Annotated in this window: 24 protein-coding genes and 2 tRNA genes; 14 read left to right on the forward strand and 12 right to left on the reverse strand. The window is 70.5% G+C overall.

Features of this window, described 5'->3' with window-relative positions:
* The first annotated feature begins 33 nt into the window (after positions 1-33).
* Together recO and AC3RX0_RS05225 are read left to right on the forward strand one after the other, a co-directional pair.
* Complete coding sequence (gene recO, locus AC3RX0_RS05220) at positions 34-786, forward strand: DNA repair protein RecO (protein ID WP_491504864.1); 753 nt, start codon at positions 34-36, stop codon at positions 784-786.
* Positions 783-1,592: an isoprenyl transferase gene (locus tag AC3RX0_RS05225; protein ID WP_491504865.1), complete on the forward strand. Its 810-nt coding sequence runs from the start codon at positions 783-785 to the stop codon at positions 1,590-1,592. Before recO ends, AC3RX0_RS05225 begins: the two co-directional genes overlap by 4 nt.
* A 17-nt stretch (positions 1,593-1,609) precedes the next feature.
* Here AC3RX0_RS05225 and AC3RX0_RS05230 read toward each other — a convergent pair whose 3' ends face one another.
* Both AC3RX0_RS05230 and AC3RX0_RS05235 read right to left on the reverse strand, forming a co-directional pair.
* Positions 1,610-2,287 (reverse strand): DsbA family oxidoreductase, encoded by a 678-nt coding sequence (locus tag AC3RX0_RS05230; RefSeq protein WP_491504866.1) that lies wholly within the window; start codon positions 2,285-2,287, stop codon positions 1,610-1,612.
* Between the two features lie 28 nt (positions 2,288-2,315).
* Positions 2,316-2,831: a glutathione peroxidase gene (locus tag AC3RX0_RS05235; protein ID WP_491504867.1), complete on the reverse strand. Its 516-nt coding sequence runs from the start codon at positions 2,829-2,831 to the stop codon at positions 2,316-2,318.
* Positions 2,832-2,889: 58 nt separating this feature from the next.
* Here AC3RX0_RS05235 and dusB point away from each other — a divergent pair, with 58 nt between their 5' ends.
* From dusB to AC3RX0_RS05270, 7 genes are all read left to right on the forward strand, one after another.
* Positions 2,890-4,053 carry a tRNA dihydrouridine synthase DusB gene (gene dusB / locus AC3RX0_RS05240; protein WP_491504868.1) on the forward strand — a complete coding sequence of 388 codons (1,164 nt, stop codon included), beginning with the start codon at positions 2,890-2,892 and terminating at the stop codon, positions 4,051-4,053.
* Positions 4,043-5,383, forward strand: coding sequence for a deoxyguanosinetriphosphate triphosphohydrolase (locus AC3RX0_RS05245; RefSeq protein WP_491504869.1), 1,341 nt, complete (start codon positions 4,043-4,045; stop codon positions 5,381-5,383). The genes dusB and AC3RX0_RS05245 overlap by 11 nt, the downstream gene beginning before the upstream one ends.
* Complete coding sequence (dnaG, locus tag AC3RX0_RS05250) at positions 5,383-7,254, forward strand: DNA primase (RefSeq protein WP_491504870.1); 1,872 nt, start codon at positions 5,383-5,385, stop codon at positions 7,252-7,254. Before AC3RX0_RS05245 ends, dnaG begins: the two co-directional genes overlap by 1 nt.
* A 51-nt stretch (positions 7,255-7,305) precedes the next feature.
* The gene (locus tag AC3RX0_RS05255; protein ID WP_491504871.1) at positions 7,306-8,097 is read left to right on the forward strand and encodes an ATP-binding cassette domain-containing protein; all 792 of its coding nucleotides are present in this window, start codon (positions 7,306-7,308) and stop codon (positions 8,095-8,097) included.
* Between the two features lie 56 nt (positions 8,098-8,153).
* A tRNA-Asn gene (locus AC3RX0_RS05260) sits at positions 8,154-8,226 on the forward strand.
* A gap of 99 nt (positions 8,227-8,325) precedes the next feature.
* Positions 8,326-8,715: a VOC family protein gene (locus AC3RX0_RS05265; RefSeq protein WP_491504872.1), complete on the forward strand. Its 390-nt coding sequence runs from the start codon at positions 8,326-8,328 to the stop codon at positions 8,713-8,715.
* 60 nt (positions 8,716-8,775) lie between these two features.
* Positions 8,776-9,342: a ribonuclease H family protein gene (locus AC3RX0_RS05270; RefSeq protein WP_491505389.1), complete on the forward strand. Its 567-nt coding sequence runs from the start codon at positions 8,776-8,778 to the stop codon at positions 9,340-9,342.
* A 6-nt stretch (positions 9,343-9,348) separates the two neighbouring features.
* Here AC3RX0_RS05270 and def read toward each other — a convergent pair whose 3' ends face one another.
* Positions 9,349-9,915, reverse strand: a complete 567-nt coding sequence (gene def, locus AC3RX0_RS05275; protein ID WP_491504873.1) for a peptide deformylase — start codon at positions 9,913-9,915, stop codon at positions 9,349-9,351.
* Positions 9,916-9,957: 42 nt separating this feature from the next.
* Between def and AC3RX0_RS05280 the strand changes: the two genes are divergently transcribed.
* The 3 genes from AC3RX0_RS05280 (at position 9,958) to AC3RX0_RS05290 (ending at position 11,611) form a co-directional block, all read left to right on the forward strand.
* A complete protein-coding gene (locus tag AC3RX0_RS05280) occupies positions 9,958-10,956 on the forward strand; it encodes a DMT family transporter (RefSeq protein ID WP_491504874.1) in 999 nt (332 codons plus the stop codon).
* A 50-nt stretch (positions 10,957-11,006) separates the two neighbouring features.
* Positions 11,007-11,080 (forward strand) — tRNA-Ile (locus tag AC3RX0_RS05285).
* 54 nt (positions 11,081-11,134) lie between these two features.
* Positions 11,135-11,611 carry a GNAT family N-acetyltransferase gene (locus AC3RX0_RS05290; protein WP_491504875.1) on the forward strand — a complete coding sequence of 159 codons (477 nt, stop codon included), beginning with the start codon at positions 11,135-11,137 and terminating at the stop codon, positions 11,609-11,611.
* Positions 11,612-11,627: 16 nt separating this feature from the next.
* On the opposite strand, the gene AC3RX0_RS05295 is transcribed toward AC3RX0_RS05290, so the two are convergent.
* The 3 genes from AC3RX0_RS05295 to AC3RX0_RS05305 all read right to left on the reverse strand — a co-directional run bounded on the left by AC3RX0_RS05295 (position 11,628) and on the right by AC3RX0_RS05305 (position 14,906).
* On the reverse strand, positions 11,628-12,326 hold the full coding sequence (locus AC3RX0_RS05295) for an NAD(P)H-hydrate epimerase (RefSeq protein ID WP_491504876.1): 699 nt from the start codon (positions 12,324-12,326) through the stop codon (positions 11,628-11,630).
* A gap of 7 nt (positions 12,327-12,333) precedes the next feature.
* Positions 12,334-12,789, reverse strand: a complete 456-nt coding sequence (locus AC3RX0_RS05300; RefSeq protein ID WP_491504877.1) for an SRPBCC family protein — start codon at positions 12,787-12,789, stop codon at positions 12,334-12,336.
* A 113-nt stretch (positions 12,790-12,902) separates the two neighbouring features.
* Positions 12,903-14,906 (reverse strand): GmrSD restriction endonuclease domain-containing protein, encoded by a 2,004-nt coding sequence (locus AC3RX0_RS05305; RefSeq protein WP_491504878.1) that lies wholly within the window; start codon positions 14,904-14,906, stop codon positions 12,903-12,905.
* 213 nt (positions 14,907-15,119) lie between these two features.
* Between AC3RX0_RS05305 and AC3RX0_RS05310 the strand changes: the two genes are divergently transcribed.
* Positions 15,120-15,893, forward strand: a complete 774-nt coding sequence (locus AC3RX0_RS05310) for a hypothetical protein (protein ID WP_491504879.1) — start codon at positions 15,120-15,122, stop codon at positions 15,891-15,893.
* A gap of 207 nt (positions 15,894-16,100) precedes the next feature.
* On the forward strand, positions 16,101-16,604 hold the full coding sequence (locus tag AC3RX0_RS05315) for a DUF3145 domain-containing protein (RefSeq protein ID WP_491504880.1): 504 nt from the start codon (positions 16,101-16,103) through the stop codon (positions 16,602-16,604).
* A gap of 163 nt (positions 16,605-16,767) precedes the next feature.
* Here the strand turns inward: AC3RX0_RS05315 and AC3RX0_RS05320 are convergent, their stop codons facing one another.
* The 6 genes from AC3RX0_RS05320 to aceE form a co-directional block, all read right to left on the reverse strand.
* Positions 16,768-18,006: a beta-ketoacyl-[acyl-carrier-protein] synthase family protein gene (locus AC3RX0_RS05320; protein WP_491504881.1), complete on the reverse strand. Its 1,239-nt coding sequence runs from the start codon at positions 18,004-18,006 to the stop codon at positions 16,768-16,770.
* A 58-nt stretch (positions 18,007-18,064) separates the two neighbouring features.
* On the reverse strand, positions 18,065-18,313 hold the full coding sequence (locus AC3RX0_RS05325; protein ID WP_491504882.1) for an acyl carrier protein: 249 nt from the start codon (positions 18,311-18,313) through the stop codon (positions 18,065-18,067).
* An 89-nt stretch (positions 18,314-18,402) separates the two neighbouring features.
* Positions 18,403-19,404 carry a beta-ketoacyl-ACP synthase III gene (locus AC3RX0_RS05330; RefSeq protein ID WP_491504883.1) on the reverse strand — a complete coding sequence of 334 codons (1,002 nt, stop codon included), beginning with the start codon at positions 19,402-19,404 and terminating at the stop codon, positions 18,403-18,405.
* Positions 19,401-20,321 (reverse strand): ACP S-malonyltransferase, encoded by a 921-nt coding sequence (locus AC3RX0_RS05335; protein ID WP_491504884.1) that lies wholly within the window; start codon positions 20,319-20,321, stop codon positions 19,401-19,403. The genes AC3RX0_RS05330 and AC3RX0_RS05335 overlap by 4 nt, the downstream gene beginning before the upstream one ends.
* A gap of 88 nt (positions 20,322-20,409) precedes the next feature.
* Entirely contained in the window at positions 20,410-21,627 is a 1,218-nt protein-coding gene (locus tag AC3RX0_RS05340; protein WP_491504885.1) for a PucR family transcriptional regulator, read from the reverse strand.
* 7 nt (positions 21,628-21,634) lie between these two features.
* The gene (aceE, locus tag AC3RX0_RS05345) at positions 21,635-24,361 is read right to left on the reverse strand and encodes a pyruvate dehydrogenase (acetyl-transferring), homodimeric type (protein ID WP_491504886.1); all 2,727 of its coding nucleotides are present in this window, start codon (positions 24,359-24,361) and stop codon (positions 21,635-21,637) included.
* Between the last annotated feature and the right edge of the window lie 4 nt (positions 24,362-24,365).

A 24,365-nucleotide genomic window follows, 5' to 3' on the forward strand; every position in this document is an offset into this window, starting at 1 on the left:
TCTATTGTCGTCGCATGCCGCGATAATGAACGAGTGCCCACTTATCGTGACGAGGTCGTGGTCCTGCGCACCCACAAACTGGGTGAGGCCGACCGCATCGTCACGTGCCTGAGCAGGCGCCACGGCAAGATCCGGGCAGTCGCGAAGGGCGTGCGGCGCACGTCGTCGCGGTTCGGCGCGCGCCTGGAGCCGTTCATGGTCGCCGACGCCCAGTTCTACGCGGGCCGCAACCTCGACATCGTGCAGCAGGCCGACTCGCTCGGCGCCTACGGTGCGCAGATCGCGGCGCACTACGACCGCTACACCGCCGCCAGCGCCATGGTCGAGACCGCCGACCGGCTCAACGAGGCCGAGGCCACGCCGCAGCAGTACCTGCTGCTGGTCGGGGGGCTGCGCTCGCTCGCGCGCGGCGATCACGCGGCCCGCAGCATCCTCGACTCGTACCTGTTGCGCGCGATGGCGATGTCGGGCTGGGCTCCCGGGCTCGACGACTGCGCGCGATGCGGACTGCCTGGACCGCACGACGCGTTCGTCGCACAGCTGGGCGGCATCGTCTGCCGCGACTGCGCGCCGGCGGGATCGGCCCGCGTCGACCTGACCACCGCGCACCTGCTGCAGGCGCTGATCGCGGGGGAGTGGGACGTGGTGGATGCCGCGTCTCCGGCGTCGACCGCCGCCGCCTCGGGGCTGGTGGCCGCCTATGCCCAGTGGCATCTGGAGCGCGGCATCCGCGCACTGCAGCACATACTGAACGAACCGGTTCCGCCGGAGGAAGCGCACCTGTGACGCCCAAGCCCTACACGCACAAGGACGCCGTCGCCTACCGCCCCGTCGATTGGACGGGCGTGTACCCGCCGGAATGGCCCAAGGGCGCCGCTCCCGCTCACGTGGCGATCGTGATGGACGGCAACGGCCGGTGGGCCAACCGCCGGGGTCTGACCCGCATCGAGGGGCACCGTGCCGGCGAGGCGGCGCTGCTGGACGTGGTGGCCGGCGCGATCCAGGCGGGCGTGAAGCACCTCTCGGTGTATGCGTTCTCGACCGAGAACTGGGCGCGCTCGCCCGACGAGGTGCGCTTCCTCATGGGGTTCAACCGCGAGGTGCTGCACCGCCGGCGCGACCAGCTCAACGAGTGGGGCGTGCGCATCCGCTGGGCCGGGCGCAAGCCGCGGCTGTGGGGCTCGGTGATCAAAGAGCTGCAGTACGCCGAGCGGCTCACGAGCGGCAACGACGTGCTGACCCTCACGATGTGCGTGAACTACGGTGGCCGCGTCGAGCTCGTCGACGCGATGCGCACGATCGCCGCCGACGTCGCTGCGGGCCGGCTGCGGCCGTCCGCGGTGACCGAGAAGCTCATCCGCCGGCGGCTGTACATCGCCGACATGCCCGACGTCGACCTGTTCGTGCGGTCCTCGGGCGAGCAGCGCACCTCGAACTTCCTGCTCTGGGAGTCGGCGTACGCCGAGTTCGTGTTCCTCGACACGCTGTGGCCGGACTTCACCCGTGCCGACCTGTGGCACGCGATCGACCTGTACCTCGGCCGCGACCGGCGCTTCGGCGGCGCGGTCGACGCGCCCGACACGGCGCTGTAATCACACGCCCGTCGCCGTCAGGCCCGCGGCGCCGCCGTGCGGTGCTCGTCCCAGACCTGGCGGGTGATCTGCGCGAAGGCTTCGGGCGGCTGCGCGCCGCTGACGCCGTACTTGCCGTCGATCACGAAGAACGGCACGCCGTTGATGCCGTAGGCGGAGGCCTGCGCCTGGTCGGCGCGCACGTCCGCGAGGTACCGGTTCGATTCCAGTGCGTCGCGGGCGGAATCGGCGTCCAGCCCCACCTCGGCGGCGAGGTCGACGAGATCGTCGACGCGGCCGACGTGCCGGCCCTCGGTGAAGTAGGCGGCCATGAGCCGCTCGGCCATCTCGTGCTGGCGGCCCTCTGCCTTGGCGAAGTGCAGCAGCTCGTGCGCCTTGACGGTGTTGGTGTGCTGCAGCATGTCGAAGCGGTACTCGAGCCCCGCGTCCGCCGCGACCCCCGTCACATGATCGAGCATCTCGCGCACCCGTTCGCGGGGCATGCCCTTGTGCCCGGCGAGGTAGTCGAGCTCGTCGCCGTCGAAGTCGACGGGCGTGTCGGGCGAGAGCTCGAACGAGTGGAACACCACCTTCACGTCGGGCGCGTCGTCGGCGGTGGATGCCTCGGCCAGCCCCTTCTCGAGATTGCGCTTGCCGATGTAGCACCAGGGGCAGGCGATGTCGGACCAGACGTCGATGGTGATGGGTTCTGTCACAACAGCGACAACCGAGCGCGGGTGCGGTCTATTCCGGTGAATGCGAAGGCAGGTTCGCCTCGATCACCGACACGATCGCCGGGTCGTCGGGGCGCACCTGCGGACGGAACCGATGCACTTCGCCGGCCGGCGTGAGCACGAACTTCTCGAAGTTCCAGAGGACCGGGCCGTGCTTGCCCTCGGCATCCTTCGCCTTCTTCAGCGCCTTGTACAGCGGGGCGGCGTTCTTGCCGTTGACCTTGATCTTCTCGAACACCGGGAACGTCACGCCGTAGCTGTCCGAGCAGAAGGCGAGGATCTCCTCCATCGAGCCGGGCTCCTGGCCCATGAACTGGTTGCACGGGAACCCGAGCACGGTGAACCCGCGATCCTCATACGTGCGCTGCAGCTGCTCGAGCTGCTCGTACTGCGGAGTGAGGCCGCATTTCGAGGCGACGTTGACCACCAGCAGCAGCTTGTCGCCGTAATCGCCCAGCGAGGCGGCCGAGCCGTCGGCGGCGGTGAAGGGGATGTCGCGGAGGTTCTGGGCAGTCTGCTCGCTCACAATCCCCAGGCTACGTCCGCCTCGGCGCGCGGGGTCGCGCTTCTGGGAGAATGGACGGGTGACCGCCCTGACCGCTCCCGCCCAGACCCTGCGCATCGGCCCGATCGAGCTCGATGCGCCGGTCGTGCTGGCGCCCATGGCCGGCATCACGAACACCGCGTTCCGGCGCCTGTGCCGTGAGTACGGTGCCGGGCTGTACGTCAGCGAGATGATCACGACGCGCGCGCTCGTCGAGCGCAACGCCACCACGATGCGCCTGATCACGCATCACGAGTCCGAGTCGCTGCGCTCGATCCAGCTGTATGGCGTCGATCCCGCGACCGTCGCCGATGCGGTCGCGATGCTCGTGGCCGAGAACCGCGCCGACCACATCGACATGAACTTCGGCTGCCCGGTGCCCAAGGTCACTCGCAAGGGCGGCGGCTCGGCCCTGCCGTGGAAGCTCGACCTGTTCCGCGACATCGTCACCCGCGCCGTACGGGCCGCGGGCCCCGTGCCGGTCACCGTCAAGATGCGCAAAGGCATCGACGACGACCATCTGACCTACCTCGAGGCGGCGCGCATCGCCGAGGACGCCGGGGTCTCGGCGATCGCGCTGCACGCGCGCACGGCGTCGCAGTTCTACTCCGGCCACGCCGACTGGTCGGCGATCGCGACCCTCAAAGACGCCGTGACGAGCATCCCGGTGCTCGGCAACGGCGACATCTGGGCCGCCGCCGACGCCCGGCGGATGATGGCCGAGACCGGCTGCGACGGCGTCGTGGTGGGGCGTGGATGCCTCGGCCGCCCGTGGCTGTTCGGCGACCTCGCCCGCGAGCTCGGCCGGCCCGGCGCGGCATCGGGCGCGCCCGTGGACGCGACCCTCGCGTTCGTCGCCCGCGCCTTCCGCCGTCATGCCGAGCTGCTCGTCGAGTTCTTCGACGACGAGGATCGCGGTTGCCGCGACATCCGCAAGCATGTCGCCTGGTACTTCAAGGGCTACCCCGTCGGCGGCGAGCTGCGCGCGCGGCTGGCCACGGCATCCTCCCTCGACGAGATCGGGGACCTGCTCGGCGAGATGGACCTCGACGCGCCGTACCCGGGCGAGGCCGCCGAGGGGCAGCGCGGGCGGGCCGGCACGCCCAAGCGCACCGTGCTGCCGGAGGGCTGGCTGGACTCCCGCGAGATCGGGACGTACGCCGCCACGCTGACCGAGTCGGAGGCCGACACGAGTGGCGGCTGAGGGCGCGTCCGCGGTCGGGGTCGCCCCGGGCCGACCGAGCGGATACGACGAGGCGGATGCCGCACGGTTCTTCGGGGAACGGCATCGCTCGCAGCGCGACGACTTCGCGCGCGACCGCGCACGCGTGCTGCACTCGGCCGCACTGCGGCGGCTCGCCGCCAAGACCCAGGTGCTCAGTCCCGCCTCGCCCGCGGACTTCGCCCGCAACCGGCTCACCCACTCGCTCGAGGTCGCGCAGGTCGGGCGGGAGCTTGCGACCGCGCTGCGCCTGTCGCCCGACGTCGTCGACACGGCGTGCCTGAACCACGACCTCGGGCACCCGCCGTTCGGGCACAATGGCGAGCGGGCGCTCAACGACTGGGCCGAGAACATCGGCGGCTTCGAGGGCAACGCGCAGACGCTGCGGATCGTGACCCGGCTCGAGCCGAAGGTGCTGGGGCCCGACGGCACGAGCTACGGGCTGAACCTCACCCGTGCGAGCCTGGACGCCACGTGCAAGTACCCGTGGACGGCCGACCGGCCCATGCCCGACGCCGGCGGTCGCATGAAGTTCGGCGTGTACCAGGAAGACGAAGAGATCTTCGCGTGGATGCGCGCCGACGCCCCCGGGCGAGTGCGGTGCATCGAGGCCGAGGCGATGGACCTCTCCGACGACATCGCCTATTCCGTGCACGACTTCGAGGATGCGATCGTCAACGGCTACCTAGACCCCGCGCGGTTGCGCGCGCCGGGGGAGCACGAGGGACTGCTGGATGCGATCCAGGCCTGGGTCGGCTTCGACTTCCGACGCGACGAGCTCGAGGACGCGCTGTACCGCCTGACCGGCCTCGGCGAATGGCTGACCGACTTCGACGGCACACGTCCCGCGCTCGCGCGGCTGAAGAACCTGACCAGCGACCTGATCGGCCGGTTCGCCCGGGCCGCGACCGCGGCCACCCGCGACGCCTATGCGGGTCCCGTGCTCACCCGATATCGTGCCCACGTGGTCGTTCCCCGCATCGTCGAGGCCGAGATGGCCGTGCTCAAGGGCATCATCGGCGCGTTCGTCGTCTCGATCGAGGGCCGCAAGACGCTGTACAAGGAGCAGCGTCGCGTGCTCAAACGGCTCGCCGACGCGCTGTGGGAGCGGCCCGAGGAGCTCTCGCCCGTCTTCGCCGGCGACTTCGCCGCCGCGGGGACGGATGCCGCGGCCCGACGCGTGATCGTCGACCAGGTCGCGAGCCTCACCGACCAGGCGGCCATCGCGTGGCACGGGCGACTGGTCGGCGCTGTGGACGCGGCATCCCTCGGCGTCTGGGTCCCCGCCGCCCGCGAACCGGAGCGCCGCTGATGGCCGGGCGGATCACGCAGGCCGACATCGACGAGGTCAAGACCCGCGTCAACATCGCCGACGTGATCGGAGAGCGCGTCGCCCTCAAACCGGCCGGCATCGGGTCGCTGAAGGGCTTGTGCCCGTTCCACGACGAGCGCAGTCCGAGCTTCAACGTGCGCCCGCAGGTCGGCTTCTACCACTGCTTCGGGTGCGGCGAGTCGGGCGACGTCTACACGTTCCTGCGCCAGATGGACCACCTGACCTTCACCGAGGCGGTCGAGCGGCTCGCCGCGCGCGTCGGCTACACGCTGCACTACGAAGAAGGCGGCGCCGTCCCCGAGACCTCCGGCCGCACCCGCCTGTTCGCGGCGAACGCGGCGGCGGCGGAGTGGTTTCGCACGCAGCTGATGACGCCCGAGGCCGATGCCGGGCGCCGGTTCCTGGGCCAGCGCGGGTTCGACGCGGGCGCCGCCGCGCACTTCGGCGTCGGGTACGCGCCGAAGGGCTGGTCAGGGCTGCTCGACGAGCTGACCCGGCAGGGCTTCACGCGCGATGAGCTCGTGAACGCGGGCCTGGTCTCGCAGGGCCAGCGCGGCGTGTACGACCGGTTCCGCGGACGCGTGATCTGGCCGATCCGCGACATCACCGGGCAGACCCTGGGATTCGGCGCCCGGCGCCTGTTCGACGACGACAACGGCCCGAAGTACCTCAACACGCCCGAGACCGCGCTCTACAAGAAGACGAACGTGCTCTACGGGCTCGACCTCGCCAAGCGCGACATCGCCCGGGGCGATCCGCGCCGCGTCGTCGTCGTCGAGGGCTACACCGACGTGATGGCGTGCCATCTCGCCGGTGTGACCACGGCCGTGGCCACCTGCGGCACCGCGTTCGGCGCCGACCACATGGGGATCCTGCGCCGGGTGATCGGCGATGACGCGGCCGCTGAGGTGGTCTTCACCTTCGATCCCGACGCCGCCGGTCAGAAGGCCGCCGTGCGCGCGTTCGCCTCGACCCGGGGGATCAAGGCGCAGAGCTTCGTGGCCGTCGCCCCCGGCGGGCTGGACCCCTGCGACCTGCGCCTGCAGCGCGGCGACGGAGCGGTGCGCGCGCTCATGGACGCCAAGGCGCCCATGTTCGAGTTCGTGATCGACCAGCGCCTGGCGGGCTACGACCTCGGCACCGTCGAGGGCCGGATCGGCGGCCTGCGCGCCGCCGCGCCGATCGTCGCCGAACTGCGCGATGACATTCTCCGCCGAGAATACGAACGGGTGCTGGCACGCCGGCTCGGCATGGACACCGGTGAGGTGCACGGGGCCGTGGCCGCGGCCGCGCGCGCGGACCGGAAGAACGAGAGGGATGCCGCGGCCCCGCGGACCACGGATGCGGCGGCCGAGGCATCCCTCCCCGCGCCCGAGCTGCGCGTCACCCTGGCGACTCTGCCGCGGTCGGGCGAGGTCGCGCTCGAGCGCGACGCGATGATGGGCTTCCTGCAGTACGGGCATCGCATCGACCCCGACCTGCGGCGCCGCGCACTCGACCTGCCGCTGCAGCACCCCGCACTCGAAGCGGTGCGCCAGAGCGTCGCCGCCGTCACCGACCTCAGCCGCACCGGGTGGGCGGCCGACGCCGTCTCGGCCGTCCGTGAGCCGTACCGGTCGCTGGCCGCAGAGCTGCTGACCGGCCCGTTCCCGGCGCGCGACGACGATCACGCGACGGTGTCGGCGCAGGATCTGGCACGGCGACTGGTGACCCGTTCGATCGACGCGCGCAAGCGCGAGCTGCTCGGCGCGATCCAGCGCGTCCCGGCCGAATCCGAGCAGGGCCGGGCGGTGCGCCTCGAACTGCGCGAGCTCGACGCCGAGCGCCAGCGCCTGGTGACGGAATCGTAGCCGTCGCCGTGGCGAGTGGCGCAGGCGTCCCGCACCCGGCAGGATGAGGGGATGTCACGACGCCGCGACGCCGATGTCGCCATCCGCTGCACCGACCTGTCCGTGGCGCGGGGGAGCGGCCGGGGCTCGGGCGCGGCGCGGGTCGTGGACGGCGTCGACTTCGCGCTGGAGCGTGGCCGCACCCTCGCCGTTCTCGGGCCGACCGGCAGCGGCAAGTCCAGCCTCGCGGCGGTGCTGGCCGGCGCCGACACGACCGGCCTGATGATCGTCGGTGGCGACGCATCCGTGGAGGGCATCCCGGTGCGTCGCGCAGGCCGCGCGCACCGAGCGCTGACGTATCACGTCGGGTACCTGGCGCAGGGGGCGGGGGCCGGGCTGCCGAACCGGCTCACGGTCGACGAGATCGTGGGTTCGCCGGTGACGAGCCGCGACCACCGCGTCGACAAGCGCGCCGTGGCGATGCGCACCGCGCATCTGCTGGACGAGTTGAAGCTTCCCCTGGGCACGGCGACGAAGTTCCCGTACGAACTGAGCGCCGGCATGCGCCAGCGGGTGGCGCTCGCGCGGGCGCTCATGCTCGATCCGCGCGTGCTGATCGCCGACGACCTGCTGGCCAATCTCGATGTCGAGGCACGCGGGGCTGCGCTGTCCGCGGTTCGCCGGCGCCGCGAGGGCTACGGCATGTCGGCACTGCTGATCGGCAACGACAAGGACGCCGTGGCCGCGTTGGAAGCGGGTGTCCTGGTGCTGCGCGCGGGTCACGTGGTGGCGTCCGGACGGGGCCTGGACGATGTGGTCTGGTCGCCCGGAGCAGGCAACGACAGACGCCTGCTGGCGTCGTGAGCCGCCCGAGAAGTTTGCTACGATGGTGTGGTTGCCAGCGGGAACGCGGCGCACATTCCTCCATAGCTCAATTGGCAGAGCAATCGGCTGTTAACCGATAGGTTCTTGGTTCGAGTCCAAGTGGGGGAGCGAAAGCCCCGAGCTCCACCTCGGGGCTTTTCTCGTGTCCACGGTCATACCGGTCCCGGGCCTCTGGACGGCCGGGACGCGGGCGAGGATGCTGGATCCATGGCTGCATTCACTCCTGACAACGCCTTCAGCGGCTTCAGCGTCGACGACGCCGCTGCCGCGAAGACCTTCTACGGCGAGACCCTTGGCCTCGACGTCGTCGAGAACGCCATGGGCTTCCTCGAGCTCAGGCTCGCCTCGGGCGCTCGCGTGCTCGTGTACTCCAAGGCGGATCACGCCCCGGCGAGCTTCACGATCCTGAACTTCCCCGTCGACGATGTCGACGCCGCCGTCGACGAGCTGAACGCGCACGGGGTTGTGACGAAGATCTATCACGAGCCGGACTTCGGAACCGACGAGAAGGGCATCGCCCGCGGTGGCGACCGCGGCCCCGACATCGCCTGGTTCCGCGATCCCGCCGGCAACGTGCTGTCGGTCCTGAAGGCCTGACGTCGGCCCGGGGTGCGGTGGTCCGCGCGGTCCGTCCGACGATAGGCTCGTCTGCGGCCGATTCACGACAGAAGGACCAGCATCATCGACAGTTACACGGTCGCCACCGACGGCGCATGCTCGGGCAACCCCGGCCCCGCAGGCTGGGCATGGGTCGGCGAGGACGGCCACTGGGCCGCAGGATCTGTCCCGCAGGGGACGAACAACATCGGCGAGCTTCTCGGACTGCTCAATGCGATCCGAGACCACCGCGACGTGAAGAACCTGACCGTGCAGGCCGATTCCAAGTACGCGATCGACACGTACTCGGCGTGGATGGATGCCCATGCCCGCCGCGGCTGGAAGACGAGCACCGGCGCGCCCACCAAGAACGTCGAGATCCTGAAGGAGCTCATCGCCGAGCGCGACGCCCGGCGCGAGCACGGGCTGCCCGACATCGTCCTCGAGCACGTGCGCGGGCACGCCGGGCATCGCTTGAACAGCTGGGCGGACGAGCGCGCCGTGCGCGGCTCGTCGCACGCGGCCAAAGGCACGCGGGGGCGGTGGTCGTCGCTGGACGGTCAGGAGCGGCTGGATGTCACGGTCGACCCGCCGCGGTCGGCCCAGGACAAGCCGCGCAAGCGCTGACGCGCCTCACGCGTCGAGGTCGTCGACGCCGGGCGTCCATGCCTGGCCGGGGCGGCCCCATCCGCGCTTGCGAGCGATCTTCTGCGAGGTCTTCCAGTCCCCGTCGCTGATGCGGTCGATGTAGAGCACGCCGTCCAGGTGGTCGAACTCGTGCTGCATGATGCGGGCGCGCCAGCCGTCGACCTGGATGCGCACAGGCTCGCCGTCGATGTCGATGCCGGTCACGAGCACCTCCTCCGAGCGGCGGAGCGGGAACCGCTCGCCGGGGAACGACAGGCATCCCTCCGACTCCTCGTCAGGATCGGGCGAGCCAGGCTCGGTCGGCTTCATCCACAGCACCGGGTTGATCACGACACCGCGCCAGGGCTCGCCGTCGTCGTTCTGATACGTGTAGATGTACAGCCGCAGCGGGACGCCGACCTGCGGGGCTGCCAGTCCTACGCCGGGCGCGGCATCCATCGTCTCGTACATGTCTGCGACAAGCTGACGGATCTCGTCGGTGATCTCGCCGACCTCGGCGGCGGGGGAGTGCAGGACGGGGTCGCCCATGATGCGGATCGGCAGAATGGCCACGTCTTCAGCCTACCCAGGTGACACCGCCGGTAATGTCGAAGGGTGATTGCGACAGGTCTGCCGCTGAACGACGTGACCGATCATCTGGTCGGCGTCTTCCGCGACCCCGCGATCCTCATCGGCATCCCGCTCGCGCTGCTGGGCGCCGTGTTCCTGTCGTTCGGCGCGCAGTACCAGCACCGCGGTGTGACCAAGGTCGAGCACCTGACCGCCAGCAGCGGCAGCTCCGGCCTGACCGGCAGGCAGATGCTGAGTCTGCTGCGCCGGCCCTCGTGGGTGGTCGGCACGCTCATGCTGGGCCTTGCGATCGTCTGCCAGCTGTCGGCACTGGCGTTCGCGCCGCTGATCCTTGTGCAGCCGCTGGGCGCTGTCTCGCTGGTGATCACGACGCTGCTGCACGCCCGCGTGAGCGGACACATGCCCACCAGGCAGTCGGTGCGGGCGATCATCGCGTGCGTCGGCGGAATCTTCGTGTTCGTGACGATCGCCGCGTTCGTCGCGACCGAGACGCCGGTCACCGACGCCCAACTGCTCATCGTCATCGGCATGCTCGTCGTCGTGCTCATCGGGCTGGCGACGACCTGGCTGCTCGCGCGTCAGCGGGCGCACGCGCTGTTCTACATCATCGCGTCGGGCGTGCTGTACGGCTTCGTGGCCACGCTCGCGAAGATCGTGATCAACCGCATCCAGGCCGGCATGTTCGACTGGCTCACCGTGCTGTGCGTCGTGGGCCTGCTGGCCGCCGTCGGGCTCGGCGCCTATTTCGTGCAGACGGCGTACTCCGTGGGTCCCCCCGACCTCGTCGTCGCGGGACTCACCGTGGTCGACCCGATGGTCGCCGTGATCATCGGCCTGACGGTGCTGAAAGAGGCCGAGACCGCCAACGTGTGGGCGTTCCTCGGCTTCGGCCTCGCCGGCGCCGTGGCCGTCTACGGCGTGTTCTCACTGGCACGCAACCACCCGCAGGTGATCAGCGACAGCCAGGAACTGCCGTTCCGGCGAGGCAGCCACGGCACCTCGAGCGGCAAGCCCGAGGCGTGAGCGGTGGGCGCGCGAGCGCTGGAGCGGGCACGATAGGCTCTAAGCCGCAGGGGGCGGTGGCCAAGCTGGTGAAGGCAGCGGGCTCATAACCCGACGATCGTGGGTTCAAGTCCCACCCGCCCTACGACCGGACCCGCTGTGGCCGCGGTGCATCGTCGCCATGTGCCAGCATGGCGTCATGGTTGACGTCATGGTGCGGGCGATGACGCCCGGCGAGTTCGAGCACTGGCAGGCCACGATCGCGCAGGACTACGCGGCCGAGCAGGTCGCCGCCGGGCGCTGGGCTGCCGACGGGGCGGTGCAGCAGGCGCGCGAAGAGAACGCGCGGCTGCTGCCCGACGGGCTGGCGACGGCACGGATGCTGCTGCTGCAGGCGTTGGACGCCGCGGGCGAGACCGTCGGCCGGGCCTGGGTGGCGTTGGATCACCCGCGTGGCGCGCCGGGCGTCGCCTTCCTCTACGACATCGAGGTGGTCGAGGGCAGGCGGGGTTCGGGCTATGGCCGTGCGCTGCTGCAGGCGGTCGAGGACGCGACGCGGACGGCCGGGGCATCCGCCCTCGAGCTGAACGTCTTCGGTCGCAACACCGCGGCCGTCTCGCTGTACGCGACGTCCGGCTATGTGGTGGTCACGCAGCAGATGCGCAAGCAGCTCTGAGCCTGCCGGCCCTCGATCAGGCGATCCGCACCGCGGGTGGGAGCCGCGCGAGATCGTCTTCGATGCCGATGGTCACCAGTCGCACGTCGCCCGCCAGCCGCGCGCCCTCGCCCTGCAGCAGCCCCGCCTTGTACCCGCCGAACGTGACCGTGACGTCGGCAGGGAGGACCGTGGGGTCGGGGACGGTTCCGTCATCGGGATGGATGCCGCTGGGGATGTCGACCGCCACGACGGCCGGGGAGTCCGCGCGGCCCAGCTGCGGCAGGATGGCCGCGACCACGTCCCGCGCGTCTCCGCGCAGCGCGGGACTCGCGCTGGCGCCGGTGCCGAGGATGCCGTCCACCACGACGTCCGCGTTGCGTGCCGCGCCGACGGCGTCCGCCGCCGCGAGGATCGAGACGCCCGCTGCAAGCGCGGCGGTGAGCCCGGCCTGGTGGGTGCGCGAGCCGACCTCGACGGCCGAGACCCGGCATCCCTCACCTGCCAACGCCGCACCCGCGAACAGCGCGTCCCCGCCGTTGTTGCCCGACCCGACCAGCAGCAGCACGCGTCGTCGTCCACCGAGCACGTCCCGGACGGCGTCGGCGAGCCCGGCCGCCGCCCGGTCCATCAACGGCTCGCCCGTCGCCAGATGCGGTGCCTCCGCGTCACGCACCTGCTGTGCGGTGTACCCCAGTCGCATGGTCTCTCCGGCTCGGCGGTCGGCGTCGGCCACCGGACGATCAGGTCTCGACGTCGCCGCGCCAGGCCCCGGTCTCGGTGCCCCGGCTCTCGATGTACTCCTTGAAGTCATGGAGGTCCTTCTTGATGGCGTGGTCGTCCATGCCCATCATGGCACCCGCGCTCTCTACAAATCCCTCCGGCTCCCAGTCCAGCTGGATCGTGACCCTCGTGGTCTCGCCGGAGAGCCGGTGGAAGGTGACGACTCCGCCCTGGTCCTCCTCGCCCCCGACGCTGCGCCACGCGATGCGCTCGTCGGGATGCTGTTCCGTGATGCGGGCATCGAACTCCCGCTCGGCGCTGCCGATCTTCACCCTCCAACGGGTGAGCGTGTCGTCCACCTGCCGGATGGATTCGACGAAACTGAGGAACCGGGGGAGATCCTCGAACTGCGTCCACTGGTTGTACGCGACGTCGACGGGCACGTCGACGTCCACACTCGCGGTGACCTGGGCCATGTCCACTCCTTCGACTCGATGTCTCGGTGTGGTCGAAACGCTAGAGGCGGACGGGCGCCGAGTCGGAGGGGATTGTCGTCTCGGGCGACGCTCCCTATGATGACCGCCAGGCCCTACATGGCCGCCCCGATGTACGAGTATTTCAGGAACACCTCGGGGGCCAGGCCCGCCTCGTCGAGCACGCCCTGGACGGCAGTGAGCATGTACTTGGAGTCCCAGCCCATGTAGAGGAAGTTGGCGTCGTCGAGGTCGTCCCAGTGCCCGTTCCACGCCTTCGCGGGAAAGATCGGCCCGCCCCGGCGTGCGCTGTACGCCACCACGTCCTCGCGGGCGTCGGCCCACAGCCGCCGGAACACCCGGTTGAACAGGTGCTTGACGTCGTACACCTCCCAGTGCTCGCCGCGGTACTCGACATAGGCGAACTCGCGCTCCCAGCCGCGCGGCCAGCCGCGACGCCGCTTGGCGTCGAGCACGGGAGTGAGACCGTCGTCGTCGATCAGCGTGGTCAGCGGCCGCTTCCAGACGCCCAGCAGCGCGTCGGTGAGGGCGGCGGTGCGCGCCGCGATCGCCGCCGTTGTCCAGGCATCCGCCCGTGCGACGTCCTGGGTGAGCGCGATGGCGCTCTTCGCGTAGATCGACCGCTTGTCGGGGAACGAAGCTCCGAAGGCGCGCTCCGCGAGCGGCTGCTCGATCAGCGTCAGGTTGCCGAGCGACTGCGCCAGGGCGCGATAGCTGTTCTGCTCGTCGTCGGAGAGGTCCTTCCACGCTCGCGCGCCGTCGCCGGTCCAGTCGTCCGAGGGCGCCAGGGGGAAGACCTGCTCGACATCCAAGCCCACCGGGCTGTCGGCGCCCGCGAGGCGGCCCAACACATAGGCGGCGTGCGGCAGGTCGCCGTATTTGAGGGCCACGCGCACCCTCTCGTCCGACGGCGTGATGCGCGAGAGGGCGTGCAGCAGAGCGTCGGGCCCGGCCTCGCCCGCCCGGCACAGCCGCGCGACGAGCCGGTCGTTCGCGATGCCGACGATCTCGCGGCGCAGCAGCAGCGCCTGCACGTGCTCGAGCACCGCGATGAGCCCGGCCCGGTCGAGCAGCCCCTGTGTCCACTGCCGGTACGCGCGCATCACGAGGGGGTACATGCCGCGGCCGAACGTGTTCACGTAGGTGAGCTGGCGCGAGATATCGGCATCCTGTTCCTGCGCCGGATCCAGCAGCACGCGGTAAACCTCGGCGTGTGCGCGCCACTCGGCGGCGCGCTCGCGCAGCGTGGCGAAGTCGACGCGCGGCACCTGGGTGCGGAACGCGTCGTACACGCCCCGCTCGCCGGCCACGGTGACCTCGCGCCCGGTCGTCATGATCAGGTAGTGGCGCCAGAACCCCGCGATCTGCTCGCCGGTGGCCCGCTCGATGGGCAGCCAGAACTCGTCTTCGACCTGCGTCTGCTGGGCGTGCGAGAGCCCCATCAGGATGTAGTTGTGGATGAGCTCGTGGTCGCGCAACGGCTCGCCCGTCGAGTTCAGGCTCTCGAAGATCTGCTGCGCGTTCGCGCCGGATCGCAGGGTGATCGACACGTGCTCGAGCTTCTGGATGCCGCGCCACACGCGCTGCACGTCCTCGGGGCCCACCTGGCTGCGGAAGAACGCGTAGTTGTCGTCGAACCGCGACTCGATGCGATCGTGGTCGGCCGGGCGCCGGTCGAGCACGACGTCCTCGAAGACGTCGGCCCATTCGCGGTGCGGGCGCAGCTTCGTGCGCTCGGGGTCGTCCCCGCGCGCGAGGACCCGTGAGAGCTCGGCGGCCAGCGCCGGATCGGTCTCGCGCACGGTGTGGTGCAGCGCCGCGATCAGCAGCATCAGCGTCGTCACCCGCTGCTGGCCGTCGATCAGCACGAGCTCCGCGGACGCCGGCCGGGCCGCGGCCGACAGAATCGAGCCGATGAAGTGCATCGTGCGCTCGTCGGTGTCGGCGACCGCCCGCACGTCGGCCAGCAGCTGCTCGCACCCGCCGATGTCCCAGCGGTACTGCCGCTGATACACCGGGACCACGATCGTGGTCTGCGGCTGCGAGAGCCACGCGATGGTGTTCACCGCGGTGGCGTCGACGTTGGTGGCACTGCCCATAGCTGTCATCACTCTTCCGGTCGCCGGCACGGGGCGCGCAGCAGCCCCCGATCTACTCTAGGCGGGCGTCCGGACGCCGCCCGAGCGGCGCGGTCGTGCGGCGGTTATTCACGGCGCGGCCGCCCGGGGAGCGGTCAGGGGCCGGAGGTAGGCTTGCCTAAGTCGGGCCTGTTAAAACGTGCTGGCCCCCTACGAAAGGTCATGATTCACATCATGGGTTACATCAAGTCGGCTGCTCTCGAGGAGACCGGTTACGTCGTCCTCGACAGCTACAACCAGGAGCTGGACCCCAAGGAGTGGCTCGACGTCGAGTACGTCGACTGGAAGTCGTCGGGCGACACGCGCTTCGCGCCGCTGGCCAGCGCCAAGGGCGACATCGAGTGCAACGGGTTCTGGAACCACAAGCCGCCGCGCACCGACAAGGACGGCGTGTGGATCGAATCGCAGATCGCCAAGGCGCCGAACCTCACCCGTCGCGCGCAGGAGCCGGGCGCGAACGTCGGCCGCTGCCGCATCATCGAGCTTCAGCCGACGCCCTACGGCGACTGCCTGTACAACCTGCACCAGGACGACAACAACCGTCTGAACCCCGACGGCACCGGCTGGGTCGTCCGCGGCTTCTTCAACCTCACAGACGACAAGGACAGCTTCTTCGTCCTGCGTGAGAACCGCACCGACCCGCAGGGCGAGGTGCGCATCGCGCTGCCCGCCGGCGCCCAGCTGATCATCGACACGCAGCGCCTGTGGCACGCGACCACGCACCTGGGCTCGGAGCCGCGCTACAACCTCATCACCTCGTGGACCAGCGGTCCCGAACTGGACGCGTACATCGAGAAGTACAACGGCCGCAACCACGTCGAGAGCGTCGCTGTCGATCAGGCGATCCTCGACGCCGGCTACGCCGAGCAGGCCCGCAAGGACGCCGCCCGCGCCGCCTACTACGCCGCGAAGGGCCAGGCCGAGGTCCGCGCCATGAGCGAGGCGTGACACGCTGACCGATCTCGAGGGGCTCCTGGCGTCGCACCGGGAGCCCCTTCTTCGTGGGGATGCCGCAGCCCGGGCGACACGGGAATCACAGGCTTGTGATTACGACGTGCACCGGCCATAATAGGCGCAGACAACCGAACAGCAAGCCGCCGGGGCCTAATCCGGTCAGGTCGTAGGGGAAGACGCACCTGACGAAACGGAGAGACCATGGCGACGACACAGGCGCGTGGAGTGATTCTTATCCACTCCGCGCCACGCGCGTTGTGCCCGCACCTCGAATGGGCGGTCGGACGCGCGCTCGGGCGTGCGACGAGCTTCGAGTGGGCCGATCAGCCCGTGCTCGCAGGAGCTCGGCGCGCGGAGTTCTACTGGGAGGGACCGGCCGGCACGGGCGCCGCGCTGGCCACCGCCATCCGTGGCTGGGAGCACCTGCGCTTCGAGGTGACCGAGGACCCGTCGGCGCGCAGCGACGGCGGTCGCTGGATGCACACCCCAGGCCTGGGCATCCACTACGCGCAGACCGACGCGGCCGGCAACGTCGTGATCGGCGAGGACCGCCTGCGCTACGCGATGGAGGTCGCCGCCGGCGACGTGTTCGAGCTCGAGCGCGAGCTGCAGGTGGCCCTGGGCGCCGCCTGGGATGAAGAACTCGAGCCGTTCCGCCACGCGTCCGACGATGCGCCCGTCGTCTGGCTGCACAAGGTGGGCTGACCCGACGCGAGGACTTCGGGCGGGAAGAGGCGCCACTACCGGCCGTCGGAGGCCGCACTTCCCGGAGGCTGGGACCGCGAATCACCCGCCCGAGACACATGCACGGCGCCCCGCTGGAGATCCAGCGGGGCGCCGTGTGCTGTCCAGGCTGACGGCTATGGACTCAGGGGGTGGAGAAGGCCACCACCGCGTTGTGCCCGCCGAAGCCGAACGAGTTGCTGATCGCGAGCTGCGCGCCTTCGCCGAGCGCCATCGGCGAGCCGGAGAGGCGGAACGGCACCTCGGGATCCTGGGTCGTGAGGTTGATCGTCGGGGGCGCCTGACGCTCCTTCAGGGCCATGATCGTGAACACGGCCTCCAGGGCGCCGGTACCGCCCAGCAGGTGCCCGGTCGAGGCCTTCGTCGCCGAGACCGGGATCTCGTCCAGGCGATCGCCGAAGACCTGCTTGAGGGCCTGGTACTCGTTGGGGTCGCCGACCGGGGTCGACGTGGCGTGCGCGTTGATGTGCGTCACGTCGTCGGGCGACGCCCCCGCCGCCTCGAGCGCGAGCCGCACGGCGCGTGCGGCACCGTGCCCGTCGGGGTCGTTCGCGGTGATGTGGTACGAGTCGGCGGTCACTCCGCCGCCGGCGACGACCGCGTAGATCTTCGCGCCGCGCGCCTTGGCGTGCTCTTCGGTCTCGAGCACGAGCGCGGCGGCGCCCTCGCCCATCACGAACCCGTCGCGGTCCGCGCTCGCGGGGCGCGAGGCGTGCTCGGGGTCGTCGTTGCGCCGTGACAGCGCCTGCATCGACGCGAATGCGGCCATCGTGATCGGATGGATCGCCGACTCGGTCCCGCCGGCGATCACGACGTCGGCGAGGCCGTCGCGCAGGTGCTCGAACGCGTTCACGATCGACTCCGTGCTCGACGCGCAGGCGCTGGCGACCGTGCGGGCGAATGCACGGGCGCCGAAGTGCAGCGACAGGTTGCCGGCGGCGGCGTTGGGCATCAGCATCGGCACCGTCATCGGCATGACGCGACGCGGACCCTTCTCGCGCAGGGTGTCCCAGGCATCCAACAGCGTCCACACCCCGCCGATGCCGGTCGCGAAGTCGACGCCGAGGCGGTCGGACGGGACCTCCGGAGCGCCGGCGTCCGCCCACGCCTCCATCGCGGCGACCAGTGCGAACTGCGACGCCGGGTCGAGCCGCTTGGCGACCGGGCGCTCCAGCACGGTCTCGGGGCGGACTGCGCCCTCGGCGGCGAACGTGACGGGCAGCTGGTACTTCTGGACCCACTCGTGCTCGAGGGTGTGGGTGCCGCTGACACCGTTCAGCAGGGCGGACCAGCTCTCGGGCGCGGTGCCCCCCAGGGGCGACGAGGCGCCGATGCCGGTGACGACGATGCGGGACGTGCTCATGTGGGAATCCTCGGGGTGTGGTGAGCCGGTGGGGGCACGACGCCCCCACCGGAAGGCGTCACGCCTGGTTCGACGTGATGTAGGTGACGGCGTCGCCGACGGTCTTGAGGTTCTTCACCTCGTCGTCGGGAATGGTCACGCCGAACTTCTCCTCGGCGTTGACGACGATCGTCATCATCGAGATCGAGTCGATGTCCAGGTCGTCGGTGAACGACTTCTCGAGGGCGACCTCGTCGGCCGAGATGCCGGTCTCGTCGGTGATCAGCTCGGCAAGGCCGGCGAGGACCTCTTCGTTCGTGAATGCCATTTCCTGCTCCTTTTTTGTGGTGTTCACAGTCGGGGCCCACCGGCCTTGTGCGAGGGCCGTGGACAATTCTAGGGTCGGTGCGCTCCCGGTCAGGGGAGGACGACCACCTGGGCGCCGTATACGAGACCGGCTCCGAACCCGATCTGCAGCGCGAGCCCGCCCGATGCTTCGGGGTGCTCGGCGAGCAGTCGGTGCGCGGCCAGGGGGATGGATGCCGCGGACGTGTTGCCCGTGGTCTCGATGTCGTTCGCGATGATGACCGAGGCCGGCAGCTTCAGCTGTTTGGCGAACTCGTCGACGATGCGCATGTTCGCCTGGTGCGGGATGAACGCGGTGAGGTCGTCGGGGCTCACCCCGGCCTCGTCCAGGGCACGGCGGGCGACCTTGACCATCTCCCACACCGCCCAGCGGAACACGCGGGGGCCTTCTTGGCGGATCGTTGGCCACGGCGCCTTGCCGTCGCGGAACTCGGTGAGGGTGGCGTTCATCGCGACCAGGTCGGACTTCGATCCGTCCGAGCCCCACACCGTCGGGCCGATGCCCGGCGTGTCGCTCGGGCCGACCACGGCGGCGCCGGCGCCGTCGCCGAGCAGGAACGAGATGCTGCGGTCGGTCGGGTCGATGATGTCGCTGAGCTTCTCGGCGCCGGCCACGACCGCGTAGTGCGCCGCACCGCTGCGGATCAGGGCGTCCGCCTGGGCGATGCCGTAGGCGAACCCGGCGCACGCGGCGTTCAGATCGTAGGCGGCGGCGGGGGTCGCGCCGATGCGGTCGGCGACGATCGCCGACACCGACGGCGTCTGCTTGGGGTTGCTGATCGTGGCGATGATGACCGCGTCGATCTGGTCCGGCGCGACGCCCGAGCGCTCGACCGCCTCACGCGCAGCCTGGGTGGCCAGATCGATCGCATCCGTGTCGGCTTTGGCGCGCACGCGCGTGACCACCCCGGTGCGCTGGCGGATCCACTCGTCGCTCGAGTCGATCGGGCCGATGATGTCCTCGTTCGGGACGAGGTTCTCGCCGCGCGCTGCGCCGTACGCGTAGATGCGGGTGTAGGCGGGTCCCGTGGGCTGTTTCAGTGTGATGCTCATGCGGCTTCTCCGGTCAGCAGGGCGGCTGCCGCCGCGAGGTCGTCGGGGGTCTTCACGGCCACGCTCGGCACGCCGCGCAGGGCGCGCTTGGCGAGCCCGACCAGGGTGCCGGCCGGAGCCAGTTCGATGATGCCGGTCACGTCGTGCTCGGCGAACGAGGCCATGCAGCGGTCCCACCGCACGGGCGAGGCGATCTGCGCCACCATAGTGTCGACAGCCTGCCGCCCTCCGCCGACGACGGTTCCGTCGTGGTTCGTCCACAGGGTGAGGTCGGGATCGGATGCCTCGACCCCCACCGCAGCGGCGCGCAGCGTGTCGACGGCCGGCGCCATGTAGGCGGTGTGGAAGGCTCCCGCGACCTTCAGCGGCATGACGCGCGTACCGTGCGGCGGCGTCGCGGCGAGCTCGGCGAGGTCTCCCAATGCGCCGGCGGCCACGATCTGGCCGCCGCCGTTGAAGTTCGCGGGGGTGAGCGAGAGGCGGTCGAGCGTGTCGAGCACGGTCTGCTCGTCGCCGCCGAGGACGGCGCTCATCCCGGTCTGCGCCGCCGTCGCGGCATCCGCCATCGCCCGCCCGCGGATGCCGACCAGCCGCAGCGCCTCGTCGTCCGAGACCACTCCGGCGGCGGCCAGGGCGGCCAGCTCGCCCACCGAGTGCCCCGCCACGCCCTGCGGGCGGGTGCCGGAGCGCTCGGTCAGCGCGGCGTACGAGAGCAGGCTCGCCGCGACGATCAGCGGCTGGGCCACCTTGGTGTCGCGGATGCGCTCGGCGTCCCACTCGGTGCCGGCCGCGACGAGGTCGACCTGAGCCTGGTCGGAGTACTGCTCGAGGCGCTCGCGGGCACCCTCGAACTCGAGCCACGGAGCGAGGAAGCCGGGCGTCTGCGAGCCCTGGCCGGGGAAGACGGCGATGATCACCTTCCCATCCTGCCAAAACCGAGGACGTCCAACTGGCGGACGCGACACAACAATGACCGATTCGTTTGTGCGCGAGGCACAGATCGGCTCATCGTGGGCGACGCGCGGAGGGGTTCCGGCGGCGCGTGGCGTCCGTCCCGATGGCTCCGAGGATCAGCGCCGTCTGCAGGATCAGCGCCTCGCGCGGGCCCGTGGCATCCCATCCGATGACGTCCGACACGCGCTTGAGCCGGTAGCGCACGGTGTTCGGGTGGACGAACAGCTCGCGCGCCGTCGCCTCGAGCGACCGGCCGTTGTCGAGGTAGCTCCAGAGCGTGGTGACCAGATCCGTGCTGTGCGCCTGCAGGGGCCGGTAGACCTTCTCGACCAGGGTCTGCTTGGCCAGCGGGTCGCCGGCCAGGGCGCGCTCGGGCAGCAGATCGTCGGCCTCGACGGGACGCGGCGCGTGCCGCCACGATCGGGCGACGGCGAAGCCGGCGAGTGCGGCCCGCGCGCTCTGGCCGGCGTCGACGAGGGCGGGCACCGTGGGTCCGAGCACGAGGTGGCCGGTGCCGAACCCCGGTTCGAGGTGCTGCACGATCTGCACGAACGGCATCGCCTCGATCGTCTCGTCCTGCCGCCCCGGTGGGTGGGCGCGGCCGAGCACGAGCACGAGGCGCGAGCCCTGCACCCCGATGAGCACGTCGACGCCCAGCTTGCGGGCGGTGCGGCGCAGCTGGTCGACGTCGAACTGCGGGGGAGTAGTGCCCACGAGCACCGCGACCTCGCCGTGGCCGTGCCACCCGAGGGCGGCGATGCGGCTGGGCAGTTCCTCGTCGGTCTCGCCGGTGAGGATCGAGTCGACCACGAGCGCCTCCAGACGCGCGTCCCACAGGCCCCGGGCCTCGGCCGCGCGCGCGTAGACGTCGGCGGCCGCGAACGCGACCTCGCGCGAATAGAGCAGGATCGCCTCGCGCAAGTGCTCGCCGCGCCCGGCGACCTTCTCCTCGGTGACCTCGACGGTGACCCGGATCAGCTGCAGCGTCTGGGTGAGGCTGACGCTGCGCAGCAGTTCGCGGGGGGCGGCGGCGAAGATGTCCGAGGCGATCCACGGCGTCGAGTTCGGATCCTCGTACCACTGGATGAACGAGGTGATCCCCGCCTGGGCGACCAGCCCGACCGCCGAGCGGCGGGCCGGGGGCATCTCGGCGTACCACGGCAGCGTCTGCTCCAGACGGTTGATCGTCGCGGTGGCGAGGTCGCCCGAGATGCGCTTGAGCCAGACGAGCGTCTCGTCCTTGCCGGTGGGGGCCTTCTCGCTGATCATGGCCGGGTCAGCTCTCGCCGCCCGCGTTGCCGCTGGTGCCGGCGCTCACGTCGTGCAGGCGGTACTTCTCGATCGCCTGGGCGACGAGCCCGCGGTCCACGGCGCCCTCGTCGGCGAGCGACAGCAGCGCGCGCACCGCCACCGAGGGGCCGTCGATCTTGAAGAACCGGCGTGCCGCGGCGCGCGTGTCCGAGAACCCGAAACCGTCGGCGCCGAGCGTCGCGAACCTGCCGGGCACCCAGGGCCGGATCTGGTCCTGCACCGCGTGCATGAAGTCGCTGACGGCGACGAACGGCCCGGAGGCACCCTGCAGCTTCTGCGTCAGATACGCGGTGCGGGCCCGGTCGTCGGGGTGCAGGAAGTTGTGCTCGTCGGCGGCCAGGCCATCGCGGCGCAGCTCGGACCAGCTGGTCACGCTCCACACGTCGGCGACCACGCCCCAGTCGTCGCGCAGCAGCTGCTGGGCCTCCAGCGCCCACGGCACGCCGACGCCCGAAGCCAGCAGCTGGGTTCGCGGCCCGTCGCCGGAGCCGGCGGCGACGCGATGGATGCCGCGCAGGATGCCGTCGACGTCGACATCGGCGGGCTCGGCCGGCTGCACCATCGGCTCGTTGTAGACCGTCAGGTAGTACATCACGTCCGGATCGGGGTGCTGCCCGCCGTACATGCGCTCCAGGCCCGCGCGGACGATGTGGGCGATCTCGTAGCCGTATGCGGGGTCGTAGGACACCGTCGCGGGGTTGGTCGAGGCCAGCAGCAGCGAATGGCCGTCGGCGTGCTGCAGCCCCTCGCCGGTGAGCGTCGTGCGCCCGGCGGTCGCGCCGATCACGAAGCCGCGCGCCATCTGGTCGCCGGCGGCCCAGTTCGCATCTCCCGTGCGCTGGAAGCCGAACATCGAATAGAAGATGTACACCGGGATCAGCGGTTCGCCGTGCGTCGCATACGACGTGCCGGTCGCCGTGAAGGCGGCCATGGCGCCCGCCTCGTTGATGCCCACGTGCATGATCTGGCCCTGCGGGCTCTCTTTGTACGCCAGCAGCAGCTCCCGGTCGACCGAGGTGTAGTGCTGCCCGTTCGGGTTGTAGATCTTCGCGGTCGGGAAGAAGGCGTCGATGCCGAACGTGCGGGCCTCGTCGGGGATGATCGGCACGATCCGGTGACCGAAGCCCTTGGCGCGCAGCAGGTCCTTCAGCAGACGCACGAAGGCCATCGTCGAGGCGACCTCTTGAGTGCCCGAGCCCTTCTTCGGCAGTGCGTACGCGTCGTCGCCGGGCAGGGCGAGGTCCACGTGGGCCGTACGTCGCTCGGGCAGGTGGCCGCCCAGCTCACGGCGGCGATCCAGCATGTACCGGATCGTCTCGTCCTGCGGCCCCGGGTTGTAATACGGCGGCTGGTAGGGGTTCGCCTCGAGCTGTGCGTCCGTGATCGGGATGTGCATCGCGTCCCGGAACTGTTTGAGGTCCTCGAGCGTCATCTTCTTCATCTGGTGGGTCGCATTGCGCCCGGCGAAATGGGGTCCCAGTCCGTAGCCCTTGATCGTCTTGGCGAGGATGACGGTGGGCTGGCCCTTGTGCTCGACGGCGGCCCGGAAGGCCGCGTACACCTTGCGGTAATCATGGCCGCCACGGCGCAGGTTCCACACCTGGTCGTCGGTGAAGTCCTGCACCAACGCGAGGGCGCGCTCGTCGCGGCCGAAGAAGTGCTCGCGCACGTAGGCGCCGTTCTCGGCCTTGTATGTCTGGTAGTCGCCGTCGGGGGTGACGTTCATGAGGTTCAGCAGCGCGCCGTCGACGTCGCGCGCGAGCAGATCGTCCCACTCGCGGCCCCAGACCACCTTGATCACGTTCCAGCCCGCGCCGCGGAAGAAGCTCTCGAGCTCCTGGATGATCTTGCCGTTGCCCCGCACCGGGCCGTCCAGCCGCTGCAGGTTGCAGTTCACGACGAAGGTCAGGTTGTCCAGCCCCTCGTTCGCGGCGACCTGGAGCTGACCGCGGCTCTCGACCTCGTCGAGCTCGCCGTCGCCGAGGAACGCCCACACGTGCGCGTCCGAGACATCCTTGATGCCACGGTTCGTGAGGTACTTGTTCGTCATCGCCTGATAGATCGCGTTGATCGGGCCGATGCCCATCGACACGGTCGGGAACTGCCAGAACTGCGGCATGAGGCGAGGGTGCGGGTAGGACGGCAGCCCGTTCGGGGCAGCGGACTTCTCCTGGCGGAAGCCGTCCAGCTGCGCCTCGCTGAGCCGTCCCTCGAGGAACGCGCGGGCGTACATGCCGGGGGAGGCGTGGCCCTGGAAGAACACCTGGTCGCCGCCGGACGGGTGGTCGTGGCCGCGGAAGAAGTGGTTGAAGCCGACCTCGTACAGCGACGCCGACGACGCGTACGTCGAGATGTGGCCGCCCACGCCGATACCGGGCCGCTGGGCGCGGTGCACCGTGAGCGCCGCGTTCCACCGGATCCAGGAGCGGTAGCGCCGCTCGATGTCCTCGTCGCCGGGGAAGGCCGCCTCGTTCTCGGGGGCGATCGTGTTCACGTAGTCGGTGGTCGGAACCATCGGCACCCCCAGGCGCAGGTCCTTCGAGGTCCGCAGCAGACTCAGCATGATCTCGCGGCCGCGTCCGGCGCCCTTGGCGCGGACGAGCTGCTCGAGCGACTCCTGCCATTCGTGCGTCTCGTCGGGATCGCTGTCGAGCGGGGCCTGGGAGTACGGGTCCTGATCGTGGACTGTCACGGGC

Source organism: Microbacterium sp. W1-4-2 (assembly GCF_058349885.2).

Bases quoted from the DNA above. Each gene is read 5' to 3' on its own strand.
- AC3RX0_RS05305 (WP_491504878.1), bottom strand. From the start codon at position 14,906: ATGGGCAGTGCCACCAACGTCGACGCCACCGCGGTGAACACCATCGCG.
- AC3RX0_RS05265 (WP_491504872.1), top strand. From the start codon at position 8,326: ATGGCTGCATTCACTCCTGACAACGCCTTCAGCGGCTTCAGCGTCGAC.
- AC3RX0_RS05315 (WP_491504880.1), top strand. From the start codon at position 16,101: ATGGCGACGACACAGGCGCGTGGAGTGATTCTTATCCACTCCGCGCCA.
- AC3RX0_RS05330 (WP_491504883.1), bottom strand. From the start codon at position 19,404: ATGAGCATCACACTGAAACAGCCCACGGGACCCGCCTACACCCGCATC.
- AC3RX0_RS05325 (WP_491504882.1), bottom strand. From the start codon at position 18,313: ATGGCATTCACGAACGAAGAGGTCCTCGCCGGCCTTGCCGAGCTGATC.
- AC3RX0_RS05300 (WP_491504877.1), bottom strand. From the start codon at position 12,789: ATGGCCCAGGTCACCGCGAGTGTGGACGTCGACGTGCCCGTCGACGTC.
- AC3RX0_RS05320 (WP_491504881.1), bottom strand. From the start codon at position 18,006: ATGAGCACGTCCCGCATCGTCGTCACCGGCATCGGCGCCTCGTCGCCC.
- AC3RX0_RS05340 (WP_491504885.1), bottom strand. From the start codon at position 21,627: ATGATCAGCGAGAAGGCCCCCACCGGCAAGGACGAGACGCTCGTCTGG.
- AC3RX0_RS05310 (WP_491504879.1), top strand. From the start codon at position 15,120: ATGGGTTACATCAAGTCGGCTGCTCTCGAGGAGACCGGTTACGTCGTC.
- AC3RX0_RS05255 (WP_491504871.1), top strand. From the start codon at position 7,306: ATGTCACGACGCCGCGACGCCGATGTCGCCATCCGCTGCACCGACCTG.
- AC3RX0_RS05290 (WP_491504875.1), top strand. From the start codon at position 11,135: ATGGTTGACGTCATGGTGCGGGCGATGACGCCCGGCGAGTTCGAGCAC.
- dnaG (WP_491504870.1), top strand. From the start codon at position 5,383: ATGGCCGGGCGGATCACGCAGGCCGACATCGACGAGGTCAAGACCCGC.